Here is an 18,127-nt window from a genome sequence, read left to right as displayed (position 1 = left end):
CGAACAGATACCATGCATATCCACGTACTCGTCGTCGAAGACAACTTCGATCTCGCCGGCACCGTCATCGACTACCTCGAGGCCGCCGGGGTGGTCTGCGATCACGCCCGCGACGGCCAGGCCGGCCTCAACCTGGCGCGCGCCAACCGCTACGACGTGATCCTGCTGGACATCATGCTGCCGCGCATCAACGGCCGGCAGGTCTGTCGCCAGCTACGCGAAGCCGGCCTGCAGACCCCGGTACTCATGCTCACCGCCCTGGATACCCTGCAGGACAAGCTCGACGGCTTCGACGCCGGCGCCGACGACTACCTGCTCAAGCCCTTCGAACTGCCGGAGCTGCTGGTCCGCCTGCAAGCCCTCAGCCGGCGCCGCAGCGGCCAGGCCCAGCGCCTGCAGGTCGACGACCTGGTGATGGACCTCGACAGCCGCCAGGCCAGCCGCGGCGGCACGCCCCTGGCGCTGTCCCCCACCGCCTGGAAGATCCTTGAGTGCCTGATGCGCGCCAGCCCCGCGCTGGTCACCCGCGAGCAGCTGGGGCGCAGCGTCTGGGGCGACGAACCGCCGGAAAGCAACACCCTCAACGTGCACATGCACCACCTGCGCAGCACCGTCGACAAGGGGTTCGCCACCCCTCTGATCCATACCCTGCACAGCGTCGGCTTCCAGCTGGAGCGCAAATGAAACGCGGCCTGAGCCTGATCCCCATCGTCGGCGGCGGCGTCACCCTGATCCTCGCCGGGGTGTTGCTGGTCTACACGCGCATGCTCGGCGACTACGGCGAGACCGGCGCCCTCTACCTGCTCAGCATGATGATGGAAGAGGAAGGGCTGTACTTCGCCCAGCGCTACCAGGAAGACCCGGCTACGCCGGCGCCGGACAGCTACTACTTCAAGGGCAGCGTCGGCACCGCGGGGCTGCCGCCGAAACTCAGGGAGATGCTCGACACCCCGCCCTACAAGAGCATCGGCGCCATGCAACTGCTCGGCAACTGGGACGACGATGACGAAGAGGAGGATGACGACGTGCCCAGCGACGATGCCTACGTGGTGGTCCGCCAGCCACTGGCCGACGGCAAGACGCTCTACCTCTACGACAACGACGCCGCCGGCAGCATCGACACGCCGCTGTCCGACGCCATCATCGACGCCCGCGTCAGGCAGACCTGGATCGTCACCCTATCGGTCACCCTGCCTTCGCTGGCCGCCGTCGGCCTGCTGGTCTGGTTCATCGTCGCGCCGTTGCGCAAGCTGACGCGCTGGTCGATGACCCTCGACGACCTCGCCCCGGACAGCCAGCGGCCGCGCTTCAACTACCGCGAACTCAACGTGCTGGCGGATACCCTGTGGAACAGCGTGACCCGGATCAAGGACTTCAGCCAGCGCGAGGAACGCTTCCTGCGCTACGCCAGCCATGAGCTGCGCACCCCGCTGGCGGTGATCGGCATGAACCTGGAGTTGCTCGACCAACCCGGCCGCGCGCCCTCCCCGCATGCCTTGCAACGCATCCGCCGCTCGGCGCTGGGCATGCAGCAGATGACCGAGACCCTGCTCTGGCTCAGCCGCGAGAGCGGCGAACTGCGCGACGACGGACACATCGAGGTCGGCCGCCTGCTGGAGGAACTGCTCGAGGAACAGCAGGCGCTGAGCCAGCGCCGCGGCCTGACCTTCCACCTCGACGTGGAGCCACACAGCCTGCCGCAGACCCGCGCACGGATCATCATCGGCAACCTGCTGCGCAACGCCCTGCAGTACAGCGACGAGGGCGTGGTGGAAATCGTCGTGCGCGACCGCAGCCTGCTGATCAGCAACCCCATCGGTGCGGCCCAGGGCACGGAGGAGTCGATGGCGTTCGGTTATGGCCTGGGCCTCGACCTGGTCCAGCGCCTGTGCCAGAAGAGCGGCTGGCGCCTGCATTACAGCAGCGACGAGCAGCGCTTCCGCTGCGAGCTGCTGTTCCCCGCCACGCCGGACTGAAGCGCGACGGCCTTCCTCCGCACAAAAAAACCGCGGCCTGGGCCGCGGTCTTGGCGGGGCTCGGCGCGACTCAGTGAGCGAACACCGAGGCCTTCCTGGCCTGCAGCTTGGCCGGGTTGATCAGGAAACGCGCCAGGGCCGGCAGCAGCCAGAGGGCGCCGAACATGTTCCAGAGCAGCATGAAGGTCAGCATCAGGCCCATGTCGGCCTGGAACTTGATCGCCGAGAAGATCCAGGTGGCCACGCCGATCGCCAGGCACAGGCCGGTGAACAGCACCGCCTTGCCGGTGGAGCGGAGGGTCTCGTAGTAGGCCTCCTGCAACGGCAGGCCCATGCGCAGGAAAGACTCCAGGCGGGTGTAGATGTAGATCCCGTAGTCCACCCCGATGCCGACGCCGAGGGCGATCACCGGCAGGGTCGCGACCTTCACGCCGATGCCCAGCGCCGCCATCAGCGCGTTGCCGAGAACCGAGGTGAGGATCAGCGGCAGGACGATGCAGAGGGTCGCGGCGAAGGAACGGAAGGTGATCATGCACATGGCCGCCACGCAGATGTACACCAGAACCAGGATGATCAGTTCGGACTGCTTGATCACCTCGTTGGTGGCGGCCTCGATCCCGGCGTTGCCGGCGGCCAGCTGGAACTGCAGGTCGTCCTTGTCGTTCTCCGCGGCGAAGGCCTGCACCGCCGCCACCGCGCGGTCGAGGGTCTCGGCCTTGTGGTCGTTGAGGAAGACCAGCAGCGGCGCCAGCGAGCAGTCGGTGTTGTAGAGACCGTCGGCACGGGCGATGGAGTTGTTCAGCACGTCCTGGTTGCGCGACAGAGTCTCCCATTTCAGGTTGCCTTCGTTCATCCCCTTGATCACCTGCTTGGACACGGTGACCATCGAGATCGCCGACTGCACGCCCTCGGTGTTCTCCAGCTTCCAGGCCAGCTCGTCCATGGCCGCCAGGGCCTGGTGGGTGGAGCAGCCTTCCGGGGAGGTCTTGACCATCACCACCAGCACGTCCGAACTGGTCGAGTAGTTGCGGATGATGAAGTCGTTGTCGAGGTTGTAGCGCGAGTCGGGACGCAGTTCCGGCGCACCCTGGTCGAGGTCGCCGATCTTCAGGTGCTTGCCATACCAGAGGCCGCCGCCAAGCATCAGCAGGGCGATGGCGATGGACACCGGGGCCACCTTCGGGCTGGCGAAGTTCGACAGCAGGCGCCAGAACGGGTGCTCGCGCACCGCGTCATCCTTGCTGCGCTGCACCGCCTTCTTGCTGATGCCGATGTAGGAGATCGCCACGGGCAGCAGGATCAGGTTGGTGAAGACGATCACCGCCACGCCGATCGAGGCGCCGATGGCCAGCTCGCGGATCACCCCGATGTCGATCACCAGCAGGGTGATGAAGCCGACGGCGTCGGCGAGGATCGCGATCATCCCCGGCAGGAACAGTTGGCGGAAGGTCAGCCGCGCCGCCATCAGCGCATTGTCGGCGCCGCTGGACTGCAAGGCGATGCCATTGATCTTCTGCACGCCGTGGGAAATACCGATGGCGAAGATCAGGAACGGCACCAGCATCGAATAGGGATCGAGGCCGAAACCGACCAGGTTGAGCAGGCCGAGCTGCCAGAGCACCGCGACCAGGGTGGTGATCAGCACGGCGATGGTGCTGCGGATGCACTTGGTGAACCAGTACAGCAGGACCAGGGTGATCAGCAGGCAGATACCGAAGAAGCCGACCACCATCACCAGCCCGTCGATCAGGTCGCCGACCTTCTTCGCGAAGCCGACGATGTGCACCTTCACGTTGGGATTCTGCAACTGGTACTTGTCGCGGATCTTCTCTTCCAGCTCATGGGAGAACTGGCGGTAGTCGAGCTTGATCAGTTCGCTCTGGTTCTTCGGGTTCGGGTACATCTCCAGCAGCGGTACGTCGACGATGCTCGACTTGAAGTTGTTCGCCACCAGGCGGCCGATCTGCCCGGACTTGAGCACGTTGTTGCGCAGTTCCTCCAGCGCCCGCGGCGAACCGTCGTAGGTCTGCGGGATCACCTCGCCGCCGGCGAAGCCTTCCTCGGTCACTTCGGTCCAGCGCACGCTGGGGCTCCACAACGACTTCAGGCCGGAACGGTCGACGCCGGGGATGTAGAACACCTCGTCATGGATCTGCCGGAGCGTCTCCATGTACTCCTTGGTGAAGATGTCGCCGTTCACCGCCTCCACCGAGATGCGCACGGTGTTGCCGAGGTTGGCCAGGTCGTTGCGGTGCTCGAGCATTTTCTGGATGAACGGGTGCTCCAGCGGGATCATCTTCTCGAAGCTGGTGGACGGCCGCACCTGGGTGGCCTGGTAGAACAGGAAGACGCTGACCAGCACGCAGAGGAAGATCACCACCGGCCGGTTGTTGAAGATCAGGCGTTCGAGCAGGCTCGCCTTGTTTTGCTGATGCTGGTTCATGGCACTCATGCGACCCCCGCCTTATTGTTGTTGTTCGAGCGCGGCACCGTTCGCCGCAGCGAGGTGCACGCCGCCCTGGCCGACCAGGATCAGGTGGCCGTCGCCGGTGGCGCTGACGCCGGCCAGGGACAGCCGGTCGGGACGGTTGAACACGCTGAAGCTGCGCCCGCCGTCGGTGCTTTCGAGGACACTGCCGCCGTGGCCGACCACGACGATACGCCCGTCCGCCAGCAGCGCGCCGTCGGAGAGACCGAATTCCAGGTCGCCGGACGCCGCCTTCAGCGGTATCTCTTCCCAGCTGTCGCCGAAATCGGCGGAGCGGAACAGGTGGCCGCGCAGGCCGTAGACCAGCACGCCGCCCGCATCGGCGGTACCGATGGCGCCGAACAGCGAGCCCTCGTAGGGGCCTTCGAGTTTTTCCCAGGTGGCGCCCCAGTCCTTCGAGCGGAACAGGCTGCCGGCTTCGCCGACCACCAGCAGGCCGTTGTCCTTGACCGCGGCGATGGCGTTGAGGTGGAACTGGTCCTCGTTGTCCAGGCGCTCGCTGACGTCTTCCCAGTGCTGGCCGCCGTCGCGGGTCTCCAGCAGCGCGCCATAGGCACCGACGGCCAGGCCGTGCTGTTCGTCGGCGAACCAGATGTCCAGCAACGGCGCTTCGCGGCCGAGGTCCTCGAACTGCCTGGTCCAGGTGCTGCCGGCGTCGTCGCTGACGAGGATCTGCGCATCGTGCCCGACCGCCCAGCCCTTGCGCTCGTTGACGAAGAACACCGAGGTGAGCAACTGGCGGGTCGGCACCTTGGCCTGGGTCCAGGTCTTGCCGTCGTCGTCGGAGAGCAGGATATGCCCACGGTCGCCGACCGCGACCAGCCGCTTGCCGGCATGGGCGACGCTGAGCAGCAGGCTGCTGGCGGCCTTCGGCGACTCCACGGCGAATTGCGGCGGCGCGGCGGTTGGCGTCGACTCGGCCAGGACCGGGGTGGCGGCGAAGGTCAGAAGAGAAAGTGCCCCGAGAAACGACAGGGCCCTGCTGGCCAGGGGCGATCTGGAAGGAATGGCCGGATGCCGCGAAGCGTCCGCGGTTTGGCCGGGCGAAGTGCGCCACGTCATGGGCTCACGCATGGATACCGTCCCCGTTGTTGTTATTAGTGGTTCGTGGTGAGCGTTATATAGCCAGCGTTTGGCGACGGAGACAATTGAAGCCACGTTATCTTTTGTTAAGCGTGTAAGCCGTCTGTAACGGGGGGATCGGCGCCGCCCTCCTCCCCGGAGGGAAGCGGTCGGCGCCGGCGAGCGGAGCGATCAGCGGGTGCCGCGGCGGCGCAGGGCCGAGGGCTTGAAGTAGGAGTCGTCCGGTATCGCCTGGGTGAAGTCGATGGTACCCGGCTCCTCGTTGTCCAGGTTCTGCACGTGGTAGCGACGCGCCTGCAAGTCGTGAAACACGTCCAGCGCGCTCCAGGTGTACGGCAGGTCGTAGAAGTTCTTCAGGTAGGCCATCGACACCCGCCACAGTTCGCCGCGACCGTCGTACTGGTCAACCACCGCCGCGCTCCAGCTGTCCTCGTCGAGGTACAGGGTGCGCTTGGAGTAGATATGCCGCGCGCCCGGCTTCAGGGTACCTTCCACCACCCACACGCGGTGCAGCTCGTAGCGGGTGTATTGCGGATCGAGGTGGCCCGGCTTGAGCAGTTCCTCGTACTTCACCTCGGGGCTGCTGACCTTGTAGTTGTTGTAGGGAATGTAGATTTCCTTCTTGCCCAGCAGCTTCCAGTCATAGCGGTCCGGCGCGCCGTTGAACATGTCGGTGTCGTCGGCGGTGCGCAGGCCGTCGGCGGCGGCGATCGGCGTGTCGTAGGCAAGGTTCGGCGCACGCCGCACACGGCGCTGGCCGGCGTTGTAGCCCCAGGCCTGGCGCGGCTCCTTGACCTGGTCGAGGGTCTCGTGCACCAGCACCGCGCCGCCGGCCAGGCGCGCCGGGCTCTTGGTGAACGACAGGTAGTAGAACATCAGGTTGTTCAGGTCGGCGAAGCTGCCGCCCTTGAGGTAGTACTTGAACAGCGCTTCCTGCTGCGAGGTCACCAGCGAATAGCTACCGTTGCGCTGTACCGCGACTTCCGAAGCGCGGCGCACGACATAGGTGCCGCGGTAGCGGGCGACGTGGTTCCACAGCGCCTCCACGCCGCTCTTCGGAATCGGGAACGGCACCCCGCCATAGGCGTCGGCGAACCCGTTGCCGCCGTCCAGCAGCCTGGCGCTGGTGGCATTGGCGAAGGTGTTGTCGTACAGCCACTGCGGCGCCGAGCCGGAACGGCGGCTGGGGTAGACCGGCATCCGGAAGCTGTCCGGGTAGGTCTTGAACAGCGCCAGCTGGCCCGGGGTCAGGTGTTCCCTGTACTGCTCCAGGTTGGCCTTGTCGATGGTGAACAGCGGCTTGTCCGCGGCGAACGGATCCGGGTGGTGCTGGCCCGGCTTGTAGCCGGCCGGCGCCTGGGTGATGCCGCCGGTCCAGGCGGGAATGCTGCCGGCGGCGTTGCCGGCCTTCTCCGCGCCCAGCGGGGTGAGGCTCGACTTCAGTTGCGCCGCCTCGCCGGCGGAAACGCCGGCCAGCGCGCCGCCGCTGCCCAGTGCCAGCGCCAGGGAAGCGCCGATCAGCAGGTGCTTGTTCAACATGAGGGTTCTCCGTGTGAGGTGCCGGGCGCTCGCGGCGCCCGTGTCGTTATCGGTTCGGTCAGAAGGAGTACTTCACGGTCAGGCCGATGTTGTCGCGGTCGCGGATGTTGTTGTTCTGCCCGCCGCCGTAGAACTCGGTGTACTGCAGTTCGCCTTCCAGGCTGTTCAGGTAGGTGGCCTTGATCCCCAGGGTGTAGGCCTTGCGACCTTCGATGAAGTTGCCGGTCTGGTAGGAGTTGCCTTCGAAGTCGTCCTTGTAGACCACGTAGGGCGACACGTTGACCCCGGCGAACACGTCGTTCCAGGTGCCGCTGAGCAGCAGGGTGTAGCCGTAGGCGTTGCGGTTCACCTGGTCGCCACGGTCGCCACCGGAAACGTACGAGCTGTTGCCGCGCCCGGCATAGTAGCGGGTGCTGCCGTCGTAGGCGGTGTACTTCAGGCTGCTGCCACGCAGGTGTTCCGAGGCCAGCTCGGCGACGCCGGTCAACGAGTCGAAGCTCAGCGACGGGCCGAAGTTGTAGATGGTTCCGAGGGAGGTGTTGAACGCCTCGACCCGCTCGTAGTTGTGGATCTGCCCGCCGAGGCCGACCATCTGCCCGCCGACGTTGATCTGTCCGCCGTTGGCGGCTTCCGCCGCACCGTGGGCGAGGTCGCCGATCAGGTCGTTGGTGGCGGCGATGCCGATCGGCAGGTTCGGCCGATAGGCCAGCTCGCCGAACACCGAGGCGTCGCCCACCGTGGTGTTGAAGCTGAAGCCGTACATGCGGATGTCTTCGGCGAACTCGCGGCGGGCATTGATGTTGCCCATCACGTCGGCGGTCACCAGGCCGTTGGCCAGGGCTTCGGCGAGGTTGCCGGCGATCGGCCGCAGGGTGTTGGCCAGCGCCGCCAGGTCGGCCCCGGCATAGTCGCCGATGTCGGCGTACAGGGTCGGCTCCTTGGAGTGGTAGTTGACGAAGTAGAAGCCGAACTCGGTGCTGTTCAGTTCCTCGGCGATGTAGCGGAAGGCCACGCCGAACTGGCCGTCGTTGCGCGCGTTGATGTCCTTGCCGATGGACGACACCTTCATCACGTTGCCGTAGGCCGGGGTCACGCCGTTGGCATAGAGGCCGGTGTTCTTCAGCGCGCCGCTGAGCAGCGGATTGTTGCCCAGCGCCTGGTACAGGCCGATGACGTTGCCGAAGCCGGGCACCGGGGTGTCCAGCGCGGTACCGGTGAAGTCGCTGTAGCCGGTGTTGCCGCCGTCGGCGAACAGGTCGGTCTCGGAGAAGAAGGTACCGACCGGGTCGAGGCGGGTTTCCTTCCAGTTCCACTGGTAGAAGGTTTCCATCGACAGGTTGTCGGTCAGGCCGATGTTGAAGCTCAGCGCTTCCACCGGCATCAGCACTTCCTTGAGCTCGGAACCGGGCAGGCGGTACTTGGCGGCGTCCACCGGGTTGGTAGTGTTGACCCCGCCACGGTAGAAGATGCCCTCGCCCCAGTTGAACACCTGGCGGCCGAAGCGCGCGCTCAGCGGCATGTTGCCGATGTCCCAGCTGCCGTAGACGTAGGCGTCGAGGATTTCCGCCTTGTGCCCGGCGATGTCGCGGGTCTGGCTGGTGAAACGGTCGTCGTGGGGATAGCTCTGGCTCGGCTGCGATGGATCGTTGTGGCTGTAGTAGTCGTTGCGCTTGTCCATGATCTGGGTGTCATAGAACGCCGTGCCGCGGATGAACACGCCATAGTTGCGCCAGGTCGCCTCCAGGTCCGAGGTGATCTTGTAGACCTCGGAAACCAGGCCGGTATCGAAGTTGCGGTTGCCGTCGTTGGTGTTGATGTCGTTGTTGCTCTTGTCCTGCCCCTGCACCCGCCACAGGGTGCCGTAGGACAGGGTGGTGTCGAGCGAACCGGACACCTCGTTGTCGAGGAAGCTGAATTCGACGGCCTGGGCCTGGCCGCCCAGCAGCGGCAGCAGCCCGACGAAGGCGAAGCCGGCCCGGGCCGGCGCGGAGCGCAGCCGGGGCTGGCGGTTGGGGATGTACATCGGGAACTCACTCCATGTGGTCATGCGTTGGGCGCCGCCACTGCGGGCGGTTCGCCGTTCGGCCGTTTCTCTGCGGCCTTGTTATGGGTGGTCGCGGCGTCACCGGCCTAGCATCGACGAAAGGGAACCGCGCGACGAGGCAGTGCAACCGGGATGCCAATTCAACGGAATCCTCCAGGCAATTCAATGGATTGCGAAAAAAACAGGACTTCCTGCGGGATGACTGTTCATTCACTGACCAGAAAACAGGAAGTGTCCGACAAAACGCGCCAGGCGAATTTCGCCGGTGGCGCGAAAAGTCCCTTCGCAGAGCCTGCGCAGGGAGGTTCGCGAAACACGATTAAGCGGACTCCATCAATGGAAAACAGTGAAGCGATTCCCAGAAGTAACAAAGGGCGTTACCAGCCAGTGGCCAGTAACACCCTCTTCCGGGAGAAGCTGGCGGATCAGGCCAGGCTCTTGCTCACCACTTCGTAGACGTCGCTGGACAGCTCGCCGGAGGCCAGGATACGTTCCAGCTCGCCGCGCATCAGCGCCTGCCGCGCCTCGTCGTACTTGCGCCAGCGGGTCAGCGGCACCAGCAGGCGCGAGGCGATCTGCGGGTTGAGTGCGTTGAGCACGATCACCTGGTCGGCGAGGAAGCGATAGCCGGCGCCGTCAGGACGATGGAAGTTGACCAGGTTCTGGTTGGCGAACGCGCCGATCAGCGCGCGCACCTTGTTCGGGTTCTTCAGGGTGAAGGCCGGGTGCTGCATCAGCGCCTGGACCCGCTCCAGCCCGCCCGGCAGCGGCGAGCCGGCCTGCACGCTGAACCACTGGTCCATCACCAGCGGGTCGTCCTTGAAGTAGTCGGCGAACATGGCCAGGGCCTTGCCCTTCTCCGCCTCGAAGCCGGAATTGACCAGCACCGCCAGGGCGGTCAGGCGCTCGGTCATGTTGTCGCAGCCTTCGTACTGCTCCAGGCAGGCGGCGAGGATTTCCTCCCGGCCCGACAGCGACAGGTAGGACAGCGCGATATTCTGCAGGCTGCGCCGGGCGATGTGCGAGGCTTCGGCGAGGTAGGCGGTGTCGCGGGAAATCTTGCGGTTGGCCTGGTAACGCTGCCACAGCGGCTCGAACAGCGCTTCGCCGATACGCTGGCGGGCGAATTCGCGGGCGGCATGGATCGCGTCGACATCGGCGACTTCGCTGATCTCGGTGAGATAGGCCTCGCTGGGCAGCGAGAGCATCTCGGCGACCATCGCCTGGTCCAGCGCCTCGTCCGCCAGGAGGGTGCGGTAGGCCTCGATCAGGCGCGGGTCGAGTACCAGTTGCGCGCCGCGCTGGTGCTGGCCGATCAGCTCCTGCAGGACCTGCACCGAAAGCTGTTGGCCGGCCTCCCAGCGGTTGAAGCCGTCGCTGTCGTGCTGCATGAGGAACAGCAACTGGTCGCGGCTGTAGGGGAAGCTCAGTTTCACCGGCGCGGAGAAGCCGCGCAGCAGCGATGGCAGCGGCTGCTCCGGCACCTCGACGAAGACGAAGCGCTGCTCGGCCTCGGTCACCGCCAGCACGCGGTTGCCGCCCTGGGCCGCGGCCTCGCCTTCCAGGCGCAGCGGGAGTTCGTGGCCCTGGCCGTCGAGCAGGCCCAGCTCCAGCGGGATGACGAAGGGTTCCTTGCTCGGCTGGCCGGGAGTCGGCGGGCAGCTCTGGCGCACCGTCAGGGTGTAGCGGCGGGCGGCGGCGTCGTACTCGCCTTCCACCGCCAGGCGCGGAGTGCCGGACTGGCTGTACCAGCGCTTGAACTGGGTCAGGTCGACGCCATTGGCGTCTTCCATGGCCTTGACGAAATCGTCGCAGGTCACCGCCTGGCCGTCGTGGCGCTGGAAGTACAGGTCCGAGCCCTTGCGGAAGCCTTCGGCGCCGAGCAGGGTGTGGATCATCCGCACCACTTCCGAGCCCTTCTCGTAGACGGTCAGGGTGTAGAAGTTGGAAATCTCGATGAACGAGTCGGGGCGCACCGGATGCGCCATCGGCCCGGCGTCCTCGGCGAACTGGTTGGTGCGCAGGAAGGCGACGTCCTCGACGCGCTTGACCGTGCGCGAGTTCATGTCGGCGGAGAACTCCGAGTCACGGAATACGGTGAAACCTTCCTTGAGCGACAGTTGGAACCAGTCGCGGCAGGTGACCCGGTTGCCCGACCAGTTGTGGAAATACTCATGCGCCACCACGCCCTCGACCCGCTGGTGGGCGGCGTCGGTGGCGGTTTCGGCGCGGGCCAGGACGCAACTGGAGTTGAAGATGTTGAGGCCCTTGTTCTCCATCGCGCCCATGTTGAAGTCGTTGACCGCGACGATCATGAAGATGTCCAGGTCGTACTCGCGGCCGTAGACCTCCTCGTCCCAGCGCATCGACTTCTTCAGGCTGTCCATGGCGTGCTGGACCTTGTCGATGTTCTCCGGCTCGACGTAGATGCGCAGCGCCACGTCGCGCTGGCTCATGGTGCGGAAGCTGTCCTCGACGCACCAGAGGTCGCCGGCGACCAGGGCGAACAGGTAGGCCGGCTTCTTGAACGGGTCTTCCCAGGTCGCCCAGTGCCGGCCGTTGCCTTCGGAACCGCTGGCCACCGGGTTGCCGTTGGAGAGCAGCACCGGGTAGCGCTGCTGTTCGGCGCTGACGGTGGTGGTGAAGCGACTCATCACGTCGGGACGGTCGAGGTAATAGGTGATCTTGCGGAAACCCTCGGCCTCGCACTGGGTGCAGAACATCTTGCCGGACTTGTACAGGCCTTCCAGCGCGGTGTTGCTCTCCGGATGGATACGCACCGTGCTCCTGAGGACGAATTCGGCCTGCCGCGGTTGCACCCCGAGCTGCTCGTCGTCCAGTTGGTAGTCGTCCGCGCCGAGCGCCTGGCCGTCCAGTTCGAGCGCCAGCAGCTCCAGTTGCTGGCCATGCAGCAACAGCGGCGGCAGGCCGGCGCCGCGCTCGGGGTTGCGCCGCAGCTTCAACTCGGCGTGTACCAGGCTGTGGTCTTCGAACAGTTCGAACTTCAGGTGGGTCTCGTCGATCAGGTAGTCCGGCGCCTGATAGTCCTTGAGGTGGATGACTTTCGGTTGCTCGGTGCGCATGGCTTGTGGCCCTTCTGCTCAGTGATGCACGGCGATCTGGTAGGCCGTGTATTTGCGAATGTTGATCACCCCGGTGTCGAGGATCAGGTACTGGCCCTTGATACCGCGAAGCGTGCCTTCGACGATAGGCGTTTTTTCCAGGTCGAGGCTGGCGACCTTGCTCGGGTAGGCCTCGACCGGGTAGGCGATCTCGAGCGGATCGAGGTCGATAACCGGTTGGATCGCCTGCAGGCCGAAACGTTGCTGCAATTCGCGCAGGCCGTCGGCGCACTGGTCGAACAACTGCTCGCGGACTGCCGCCAGATCGACCGGCTCGGCTTCGCCCTTGAGCATGGCCCGCCAATTGGTGCGGTCGGCGACCTGGCTGCGCAGCAGGTCTTCCACCAGGCCAGACTGCTGGCGGGTGGCCACGCGCAGGATCGGCAGCGCCTGGCGCGCGCCCTGGTCGATCCAGCGGGTGGGAATCTGGCTGGCGCGGGTGATGCCGACCTTCACCCCGGAGGAGTTGGCCAGGTACACCACGTGATCGGTCATGCAGAACCGCTCGCCCCACTCCGGTTCGCGGCAGGTGCCCTGCTCGTAGTGGCACTTCTCCGGGCTGACGATGCAACTGTCGCACTGCGCCAGCCGGGTGAAGCAGGGATAGCAATAGCCCTGGCTGAAACTCTTCTTCGTCTTGCGGCCGCAATGGGTGCAGAAGATGCTGCCGAGGTACTCCAGGCGCAGCGGCCGGCCGATCAGCGGGTTCACCGCGACTTCGCGGTCGTCGAGGCGGAAGGCGTATTGCACGGGAGCATTGCTTTCCAGGCGCGCCGTCATCTTGCTCAGCGCGCCGCGGGCGATTTCTTCCATCAGTGCACGGAGTCCGACTTGAACAGGATGTTCGGGATCGGCTCGTCGGAATGCGAGGAGCAGTGCTGCGGGCCCATGTAGCCGGTGCGCTCCTCCTCGGGGAGGTTCTGCAGCTCCCAGGCGATCACCGCCTGCAGGCAGAGTTCCTTCTGCTCCTGGGTCAGCTTGCGGCCGTCCGGCCACTTGCCGATCTCGATGGCCAGCTTGAGGTTCTGGTAGATCTCAGGAGTGATGTTCTCGATCGCTTGATTGAAGGACGACATGGCCGGCTCCGGTGAAAAGGCGTACCGGCCATTCTACCGGGCCGGGGCCGGCGGCGCACATCGAAGCTGCCGCAGCCCCTCGCTCAACGGCGACGCCGCGCCAGCAGGCCGCCCAGCAAACCGCTGAGGCAACCGACCAGCAGCCCGCCAACGTGCGCGCCGTTGGCGATGGAGCCGAAGCCGAGCAGGTCGATCACCCCGGACAGGCACACCAGCAGCCAGATCAGCATCATCGCCACGACGCCCCTGGGCAGGCGATAGGCCTGGTTCGGCGCCAGGTACTGGAAGATCCAGCAGTGCCCGAGCAAGCCATAGAGCACCCCGGACAACCCGCCGAACAGGCTGGCGCCGCTCACCGCGTACTGCACCACGTTGGACACCAGGCCGAACAGCAGGGTCAGGCCGAGCAGCATCGGACGGCCCTGGCGGAATTCGATGCGCCGGCCCAGCTCCCAGAACCACATGGCGTTCATCGCCAGGTGCAGCCAGCCGAAGTGGATCAGCATCGGCGTGAACAGCCGCCACCATTGACCCGCCGCCAGGCTCTCGGCCAACGGCGTGAACAGCGCGTACTGGCCCTGGATACGGAAGTCCTGGAAGGTCAGCCAGCGCATCGTCGCGAAGTTGTCGCCAAGGTAGGTGACAGCGGCGACGACGAAGGTCAGCAGCAACACCGCGGCGGTCATCGGGCTCATCCGCAGTTGCCGGACGAAACCCTGCCCCGCCGGTCGCGGCGCGGCCTCCAGGGTCGCCTGCGGATCGCCTTCGGGATAACGCCGGTACAACTCGCGGACCTGCTCGGCGAGCCGCTCGTCGGGCACCCAGAGGACCTGCTGGCCGGATTCCTCGCTGACCCGGTGCGGCACGTTCAGCCGCCGCAGCAGGCCGACGAAGCCGGCCAGGTCGACCGACAGGGGAAACTTCAGGACCTGCACCGCGCTCACTCGTCAGCCTCCGGCCGCTTCACTTCGACCCAGACGAACTTGTGCCGGTCCAGGCGGGTTTCCTCATCCAGGCGATAGGCCGCCAGCTTGCCGTACATCACCGCGCTGTAGTCCAGGCAGGCCAGGTTCGGCCGGATCGGCGCCGGCGTGCCGCGTCGCCAGTAGTGGCCGACGAACAACAGCGGTTCGTCGGCGCCGTAGGTCAGCAGGCTGGACTTCTGCTCCTCGCTGAGCGGCTCGCGGGCGATCGCTTCGGGCAACGCGTCGGGCTGGAAGACGATATCGCCGTAGGTGCGCGGCGCCTCGTCCTCGACCCAGAACTTGGTGCGGAAGAAGGCGCGCGTATAGCCATCGCTGCTGGTCAGGGTGGCACCGTGCGGCAGGCGCATGTCGGTGCCGCGCAGCAGACGGTTGCAGGCCAGGTCGGCGAAGCTGCCGGGCTCCGCCGACTCCTGCAGGAAGGCTTCGCTGATCCGCCCGTCGGGGAACTGCCGGCGCAGGGTCGCGATCAGCTCGCCGTCCCAGCAGGCATGGACCATGCGGAAGCGCCCGGCATCGAGGAACAGCGGCAGTTGCTGGAACCAGCCGAGGAAGTCGCGCCAGTCGGCGTCGTGGCCCTCGAACTGCTCGAGGGTCTCCTTGATCAGCCGGGCATGCCGCGGCGTATGCTCGCGGACGTACTGGCGGCCGCTGCCGGGCGCCGCCGGGGTGCTCCAGCCGAGCGCGTTGAATTCGTGGTTGCCCATGATGCACAGCGCCTCGCCGGCGTCGACCATCGCGTGCACCCGGTGCAGGGCCTCGCGGATGCGCGGGCCGCGGTCGACGATGTCGCCGAGGAACAGCGCCTGGCGCCGCGGATGGCGCCAGACGCCGCCCTGCAGGCGGTAGCCGAGCAGGTCGAGGAGGCGGTCCAGGGTATGCGCGCAGCCGTGGACATCGCCGATCAGGTCGTAGCCACGTCCGGGGTCGAGTTGCATCAGTCGCCTCCGCCCAGGCGGCTGCCCCAGCCGAGCTTGGTCCGGCAGATCTCGTAGTAGTTGTGGTCGATGGGGTGGATCAGGCGCAGCTTCTGCGGCTTCTTGCTGATCGTCACGGTATCGCCGGGGGCGCAGGTGAAATGGTTCTGCCCGTCGCAGGAGACCTGCGGGTAGATCTGCATGTTCGGCGACACGACGATCTTCAGCTCGCTGTTGCCGTCCACCACGATCGGGCGGCTGGAAAGCATGTGCGGGTACATCGGCACGATGACGATGGCATCCAGCTTCGGATGCATGATCGGACCGCCGGCGGACAGCGCGTAGGCGGTGGAACCGGTGGGCGTGGCGACGATCAGGCCGTCGGCCTTCTGGCTGCAGACGAACTGGCCGTCGATATACAGCTCGAACTCGATCATCCGGGTCGACTTGCCCGGGTGCAGGACCACGTCGTTGAGCGCATCGCCCTGCCCCATCGAGTCGATACCGCGACGCACCTGGGCATCGAGGAGGAAGCGGCTCTCGACGATGTACTGGCCGTCCAGCACCTCGCCGACCTTGGCCTCCAGTTCATCCGGGCGGATGTCGGTGAGGAAGCCCAGGCTGCCGCGGTTGATCCCCAGCACCGGCACCTTGTGCCGGGCCAGCGCGCGGGCCGCGCCGAGCATGCTGCCATCGCCGCCGACCACCACCACCAGGTCGCAGATCTCGCCCATGATCTTCCGCGAGCAGGTCTGCAGGCCGTGTCCGGGCAGGACTTCGGCGATGGTGTCCTCGAGGATCACATGCAGGTGGCGATCGATCAGGAATTTCTTCAGCCGGCGAATGGTGTCCAGCACCTGGGTGCTGCCGAGGCGGCCGATGATGCCGATATTGCGAAAGGGTTCCATGCGGTTCCTGCGAAAAGCTGGCGGGCGGGATAGAGCGGATTATGGGCGAAAGCCGCGGACAGCGGCAAACCCGCGCATGTACGGGAAATCGCCGCGAGTGGCGCAACCCGGCTAACCTCTGGGTATGACGCTGCTGACCGAATTGCTCGACGAATTGCGCCACCCGGCCGTCCGCGACCTGGCCTGGACCCTGCTCGCCCCGCCGTTGCTGCGCCGGACCCCGGAGCCGCAGCGCCATCCGCTCGCCGCCAGCCGCTGGCGCCAGGAACCGGAGCGCCTGGCCGCCTGGTTGCGCGAACAGGAGCGACAGCCGCAGCATCTCGCCGCCTGGCTCGCGCAATGGCCACGGCAGCGTCTCGGCCTGTACTACGAACATCTCTGGCAATTCGCCCTGGAACAGGCCCCGGACGTGCGCCTGATCGCCGCCAACCTGCCGGTGCGCGACGGCGGGCATACCCTTGGCGAACTCGACCTGCTGCTGCGGGACGACGACGGCATCCACCACCTGGAACTGGCGATCAAACTCTACCTGGGGCCCCAGTCCGGCCCCGGCGACTGGCTCGGGCCCGGCGGCCAGGACCGCCTGTCACGCAAGCTGGAACACCTCTGCCGACACCAGTTGCCGCTGGCGGCGACCCGCGAGGGTCGCCAGGTGCTGGCCGCCCATGGCGCCGAATCGGCCGTTTCCGCATTGTGGCTGAGCGGCTACCTGTTCCATCCCTGGCCCGGGCCGGGCAGCCTGCCCGCCGACATCGAGCCACGGCATCTGCGTGGCCGCTGGCTCCGCCAGCGCGACTGGCCGGCGTACCTGGCCAGCCTGGCCGGACCGCAGACCGGGCAGCATTGGCTGCATCTGTCGCGCGAGCACTGGCTGGCGCCGGCCATGCGGCGGCAGGACCCGCTCGACCCACCGCGCGACGGCGCCTGCTGGAACATCGCCTTCGCCGACGAGGCACGTCCGCAAATGCTGGTAAGGGTGGTGCCGCGCGACGGCTACTGGGTAGAGGCCGAGCGCCTGTTCCTGGCCAGCGACGACTGGCCACCGGGGCTCAGCCTGTGGGGTAGCGCGCGCCAGGCCGCGGATGCCTGATCAGAGCAACGCCAGCAAACGCTCCTGCAATGCCCGGCGGCCCTGCAGACCTCCGCTGTGCAGCGCCACCAGCCGGCTGCCGCGAGCCACCGCGCCGCTCTCCACGGCCTCGCGCAGGGCGAGCAGCAGCTTGCCGGTGTACAGCGGTTCGAGGGCGACGCCGCTGGCCGTCTCGAACTCGACGATGAACCGCGCCAATTTCCCATCGAGGCGGGCGAAACCGCCACGGCTGGCGTCCAGCAGGCGATAGCCGGCATCGGCCCAGCCCGCCTCGGCAAGGGTCGCCGCGACCTGGGCGGCGACGCCGTGGTCCTCCGGCACCGCCAGCGCGCCCACCACGGGATGCCGCCCGGCCTCGCCGAGCACCAGGCCGGCCAGTGTCGTACCGGTACCGGCGGCCACCCAGATCGCGTCGTAATCGTCCCAGCCGAGCGTCGGCAACTGGGTCGCTATGCGCTCCACCAGCCCGATGCAACCGCGCGCGCCCAGCAGCCCGCCACCGCCCTCGGCGACCGGCAGCAAGCCTGGGTAACGTTCCCGCCAGGGAAGCCAGAAGCCGGCGGCATGCCGCTGGCGATAGCCGCCGTAGCCGAGCCAGTGCAGTTCCATGCCGAGACTGCGCAGGTCGCGCACCGTCGGCGTATCGACTTCGTGTCCGCGCAACAGGCCGACGCAACGGAAACCGAAACGCGCGCCAGCGCCGGCCAGCGCGTGCAGGTGGTTGGAATGGGCGCCGCCGAGGCTGATCAGGCCGTCCAGCCCCTGCTCGTGGGCCAGCGCCAGGTGTGGCGCGAGCTTGAACCCCTTGTTGCCGGAGATCAGCGGATCGGCCTGGTCCAGGCGCAGCAGCGCCAGTTCGACCCCGGCCCGTTGCAGCCAGTCGAGTTCGAGACGCTGCAAG

Annotated in this window: 14 protein-coding genes; 3 read left to right on the top strand and 11 right to left on the bottom strand. The window is 66.6% G+C overall.

Annotation, left to right across the window (positions count from 1 at the left end):
- Positions 1-12: 12 nt before the first annotated feature.
- Entirely contained in the window at positions 13-684 is a 672-nt protein-coding gene (gene cprR / locus ACI766_RS09515) for a cationic peptide response regulator transcription factor CprR (RefSeq protein ID WP_003091311.1), read from the top strand.
- Entirely contained in the window at positions 681-1,976 is a 1,296-nt protein-coding gene (gene cprS / locus ACI766_RS09510; protein WP_058198106.1) for a cationic peptide sensor histidine kinase CprS, read from the top strand. Before cprR ends, cprS begins: the two co-directional genes overlap by 4 nt.
- Positions 1,977-2,046: 70 nt before the next feature.
- On the opposite strand, the gene ACI766_RS09505 is transcribed toward cprS, so the two are convergent.
- From ACI766_RS09505 to ACI766_RS09460, 10 genes are all read right to left on the bottom strand, one after another.
- Positions 2,047-4,428, bottom strand: coding sequence for an efflux RND transporter permease subunit (locus tag ACI766_RS09505; protein WP_003122448.1), 2,382 nt, complete (start codon positions 4,426-4,428; stop codon positions 2,047-2,049).
- Positions 4,429-4,440: 12 nt separating this feature from the next.
- The gene (locus ACI766_RS09500) at positions 4,441-5,538 is read right to left on the bottom strand and encodes a WD40/YVTN/BNR-like repeat-containing protein (RefSeq protein WP_003119767.1); all 1,098 of its coding nucleotides are present in this window, start codon (positions 5,536-5,538) and stop codon (positions 4,441-4,443) included.
- 180 nt (positions 5,539-5,718) lie between these two features.
- The gene (locus ACI766_RS09495) at positions 5,719-7,086 is read right to left on the bottom strand and encodes a DUF1329 domain-containing protein (RefSeq protein ID WP_003091320.1); all 1,368 of its coding nucleotides are present in this window, start codon (positions 7,084-7,086) and stop codon (positions 5,719-5,721) included.
- A gap of 58 nt (positions 7,087-7,144) precedes the next feature.
- Complete coding sequence (locus tag ACI766_RS09490) at positions 7,145-9,109, bottom strand: DUF1302 domain-containing protein (RefSeq protein WP_003119764.1); 1,965 nt, start codon at positions 9,107-9,109, stop codon at positions 7,145-7,147.
- A 446-nt stretch (positions 9,110-9,555) separates the two neighbouring features.
- Entirely contained in the window at positions 9,556-12,213 is a 2,658-nt protein-coding gene (pepN, locus tag ACI766_RS09485) for an aminopeptidase N (RefSeq protein ID WP_022580539.1), read from the bottom strand.
- Positions 12,214-12,231: 18 nt separating this feature from the next.
- Complete coding sequence (locus ACI766_RS09480; protein WP_003091329.1) at positions 12,232-13,065, bottom strand: DUF2797 domain-containing protein; 834 nt, start codon at positions 13,063-13,065, stop codon at positions 12,232-12,234.
- The gene (locus tag ACI766_RS09475; protein WP_003104989.1) at positions 13,065-13,328 is read right to left on the bottom strand and encodes a YeaC family protein; all 264 of its coding nucleotides are present in this window, start codon (positions 13,326-13,328) and stop codon (positions 13,065-13,067) included. The genes ACI766_RS09480 and ACI766_RS09475 overlap by 1 nt, the downstream gene beginning before the upstream one ends.
- Positions 13,329-13,411: 83 nt before the next feature.
- Entirely contained in the window at positions 13,412-14,272 is an 861-nt protein-coding gene (locus ACI766_RS09470) for a rhomboid family intramembrane serine protease (RefSeq protein ID WP_003104987.1), read from the bottom strand.
- Positions 14,269-15,249: a metallophosphoesterase gene (locus ACI766_RS09465; protein ID WP_003091336.1), complete on the bottom strand. Its 981-nt coding sequence runs from the start codon at positions 15,247-15,249 to the stop codon at positions 14,269-14,271. The genes ACI766_RS09470 and ACI766_RS09465 overlap by 4 nt, the downstream gene beginning before the upstream one ends.
- Positions 15,249-16,136: an NAD(+) kinase gene (locus ACI766_RS09460; protein WP_003091343.1), complete on the bottom strand. Its 888-nt coding sequence runs from the start codon at positions 16,134-16,136 to the stop codon at positions 15,249-15,251. The genes ACI766_RS09465 and ACI766_RS09460 overlap by 1 nt, the downstream gene beginning before the upstream one ends.
- 124 nt (positions 16,137-16,260) lie before the next feature.
- Between ACI766_RS09460 and ACI766_RS09455 the strand changes: the two genes are divergently transcribed.
- Complete coding sequence (locus ACI766_RS09455) at positions 16,261-17,226, top strand: DUF1853 family protein (RefSeq protein WP_003113939.1); 966 nt, start codon at positions 16,261-16,263, stop codon at positions 17,224-17,226.
- Here the strand turns inward: ACI766_RS09455 and ACI766_RS09450 are convergent, their stop codons facing one another.
- Entirely contained in the window at positions 17,227-18,126 is a 900-nt protein-coding gene (locus ACI766_RS09450) for a 1-aminocyclopropane-1-carboxylate deaminase/D-cysteine desulfhydrase (protein WP_017001936.1), read from the bottom strand.
- Position 18,127: the final 1 nt, after the last annotated feature.

The sequence above is a fragment of the Pseudomonas sp. DL genome, from assembly GCF_047199225.1.
GTDB lineage: Bacteria > Pseudomonadota > Gammaproteobacteria > Pseudomonadales > Pseudomonadaceae > Pseudomonas > Pseudomonas aeruginosa.
Note: the sequence above shows the minus strand (reverse complement) of the source record. Positions and strands in the feature narration are given on the sequence as shown.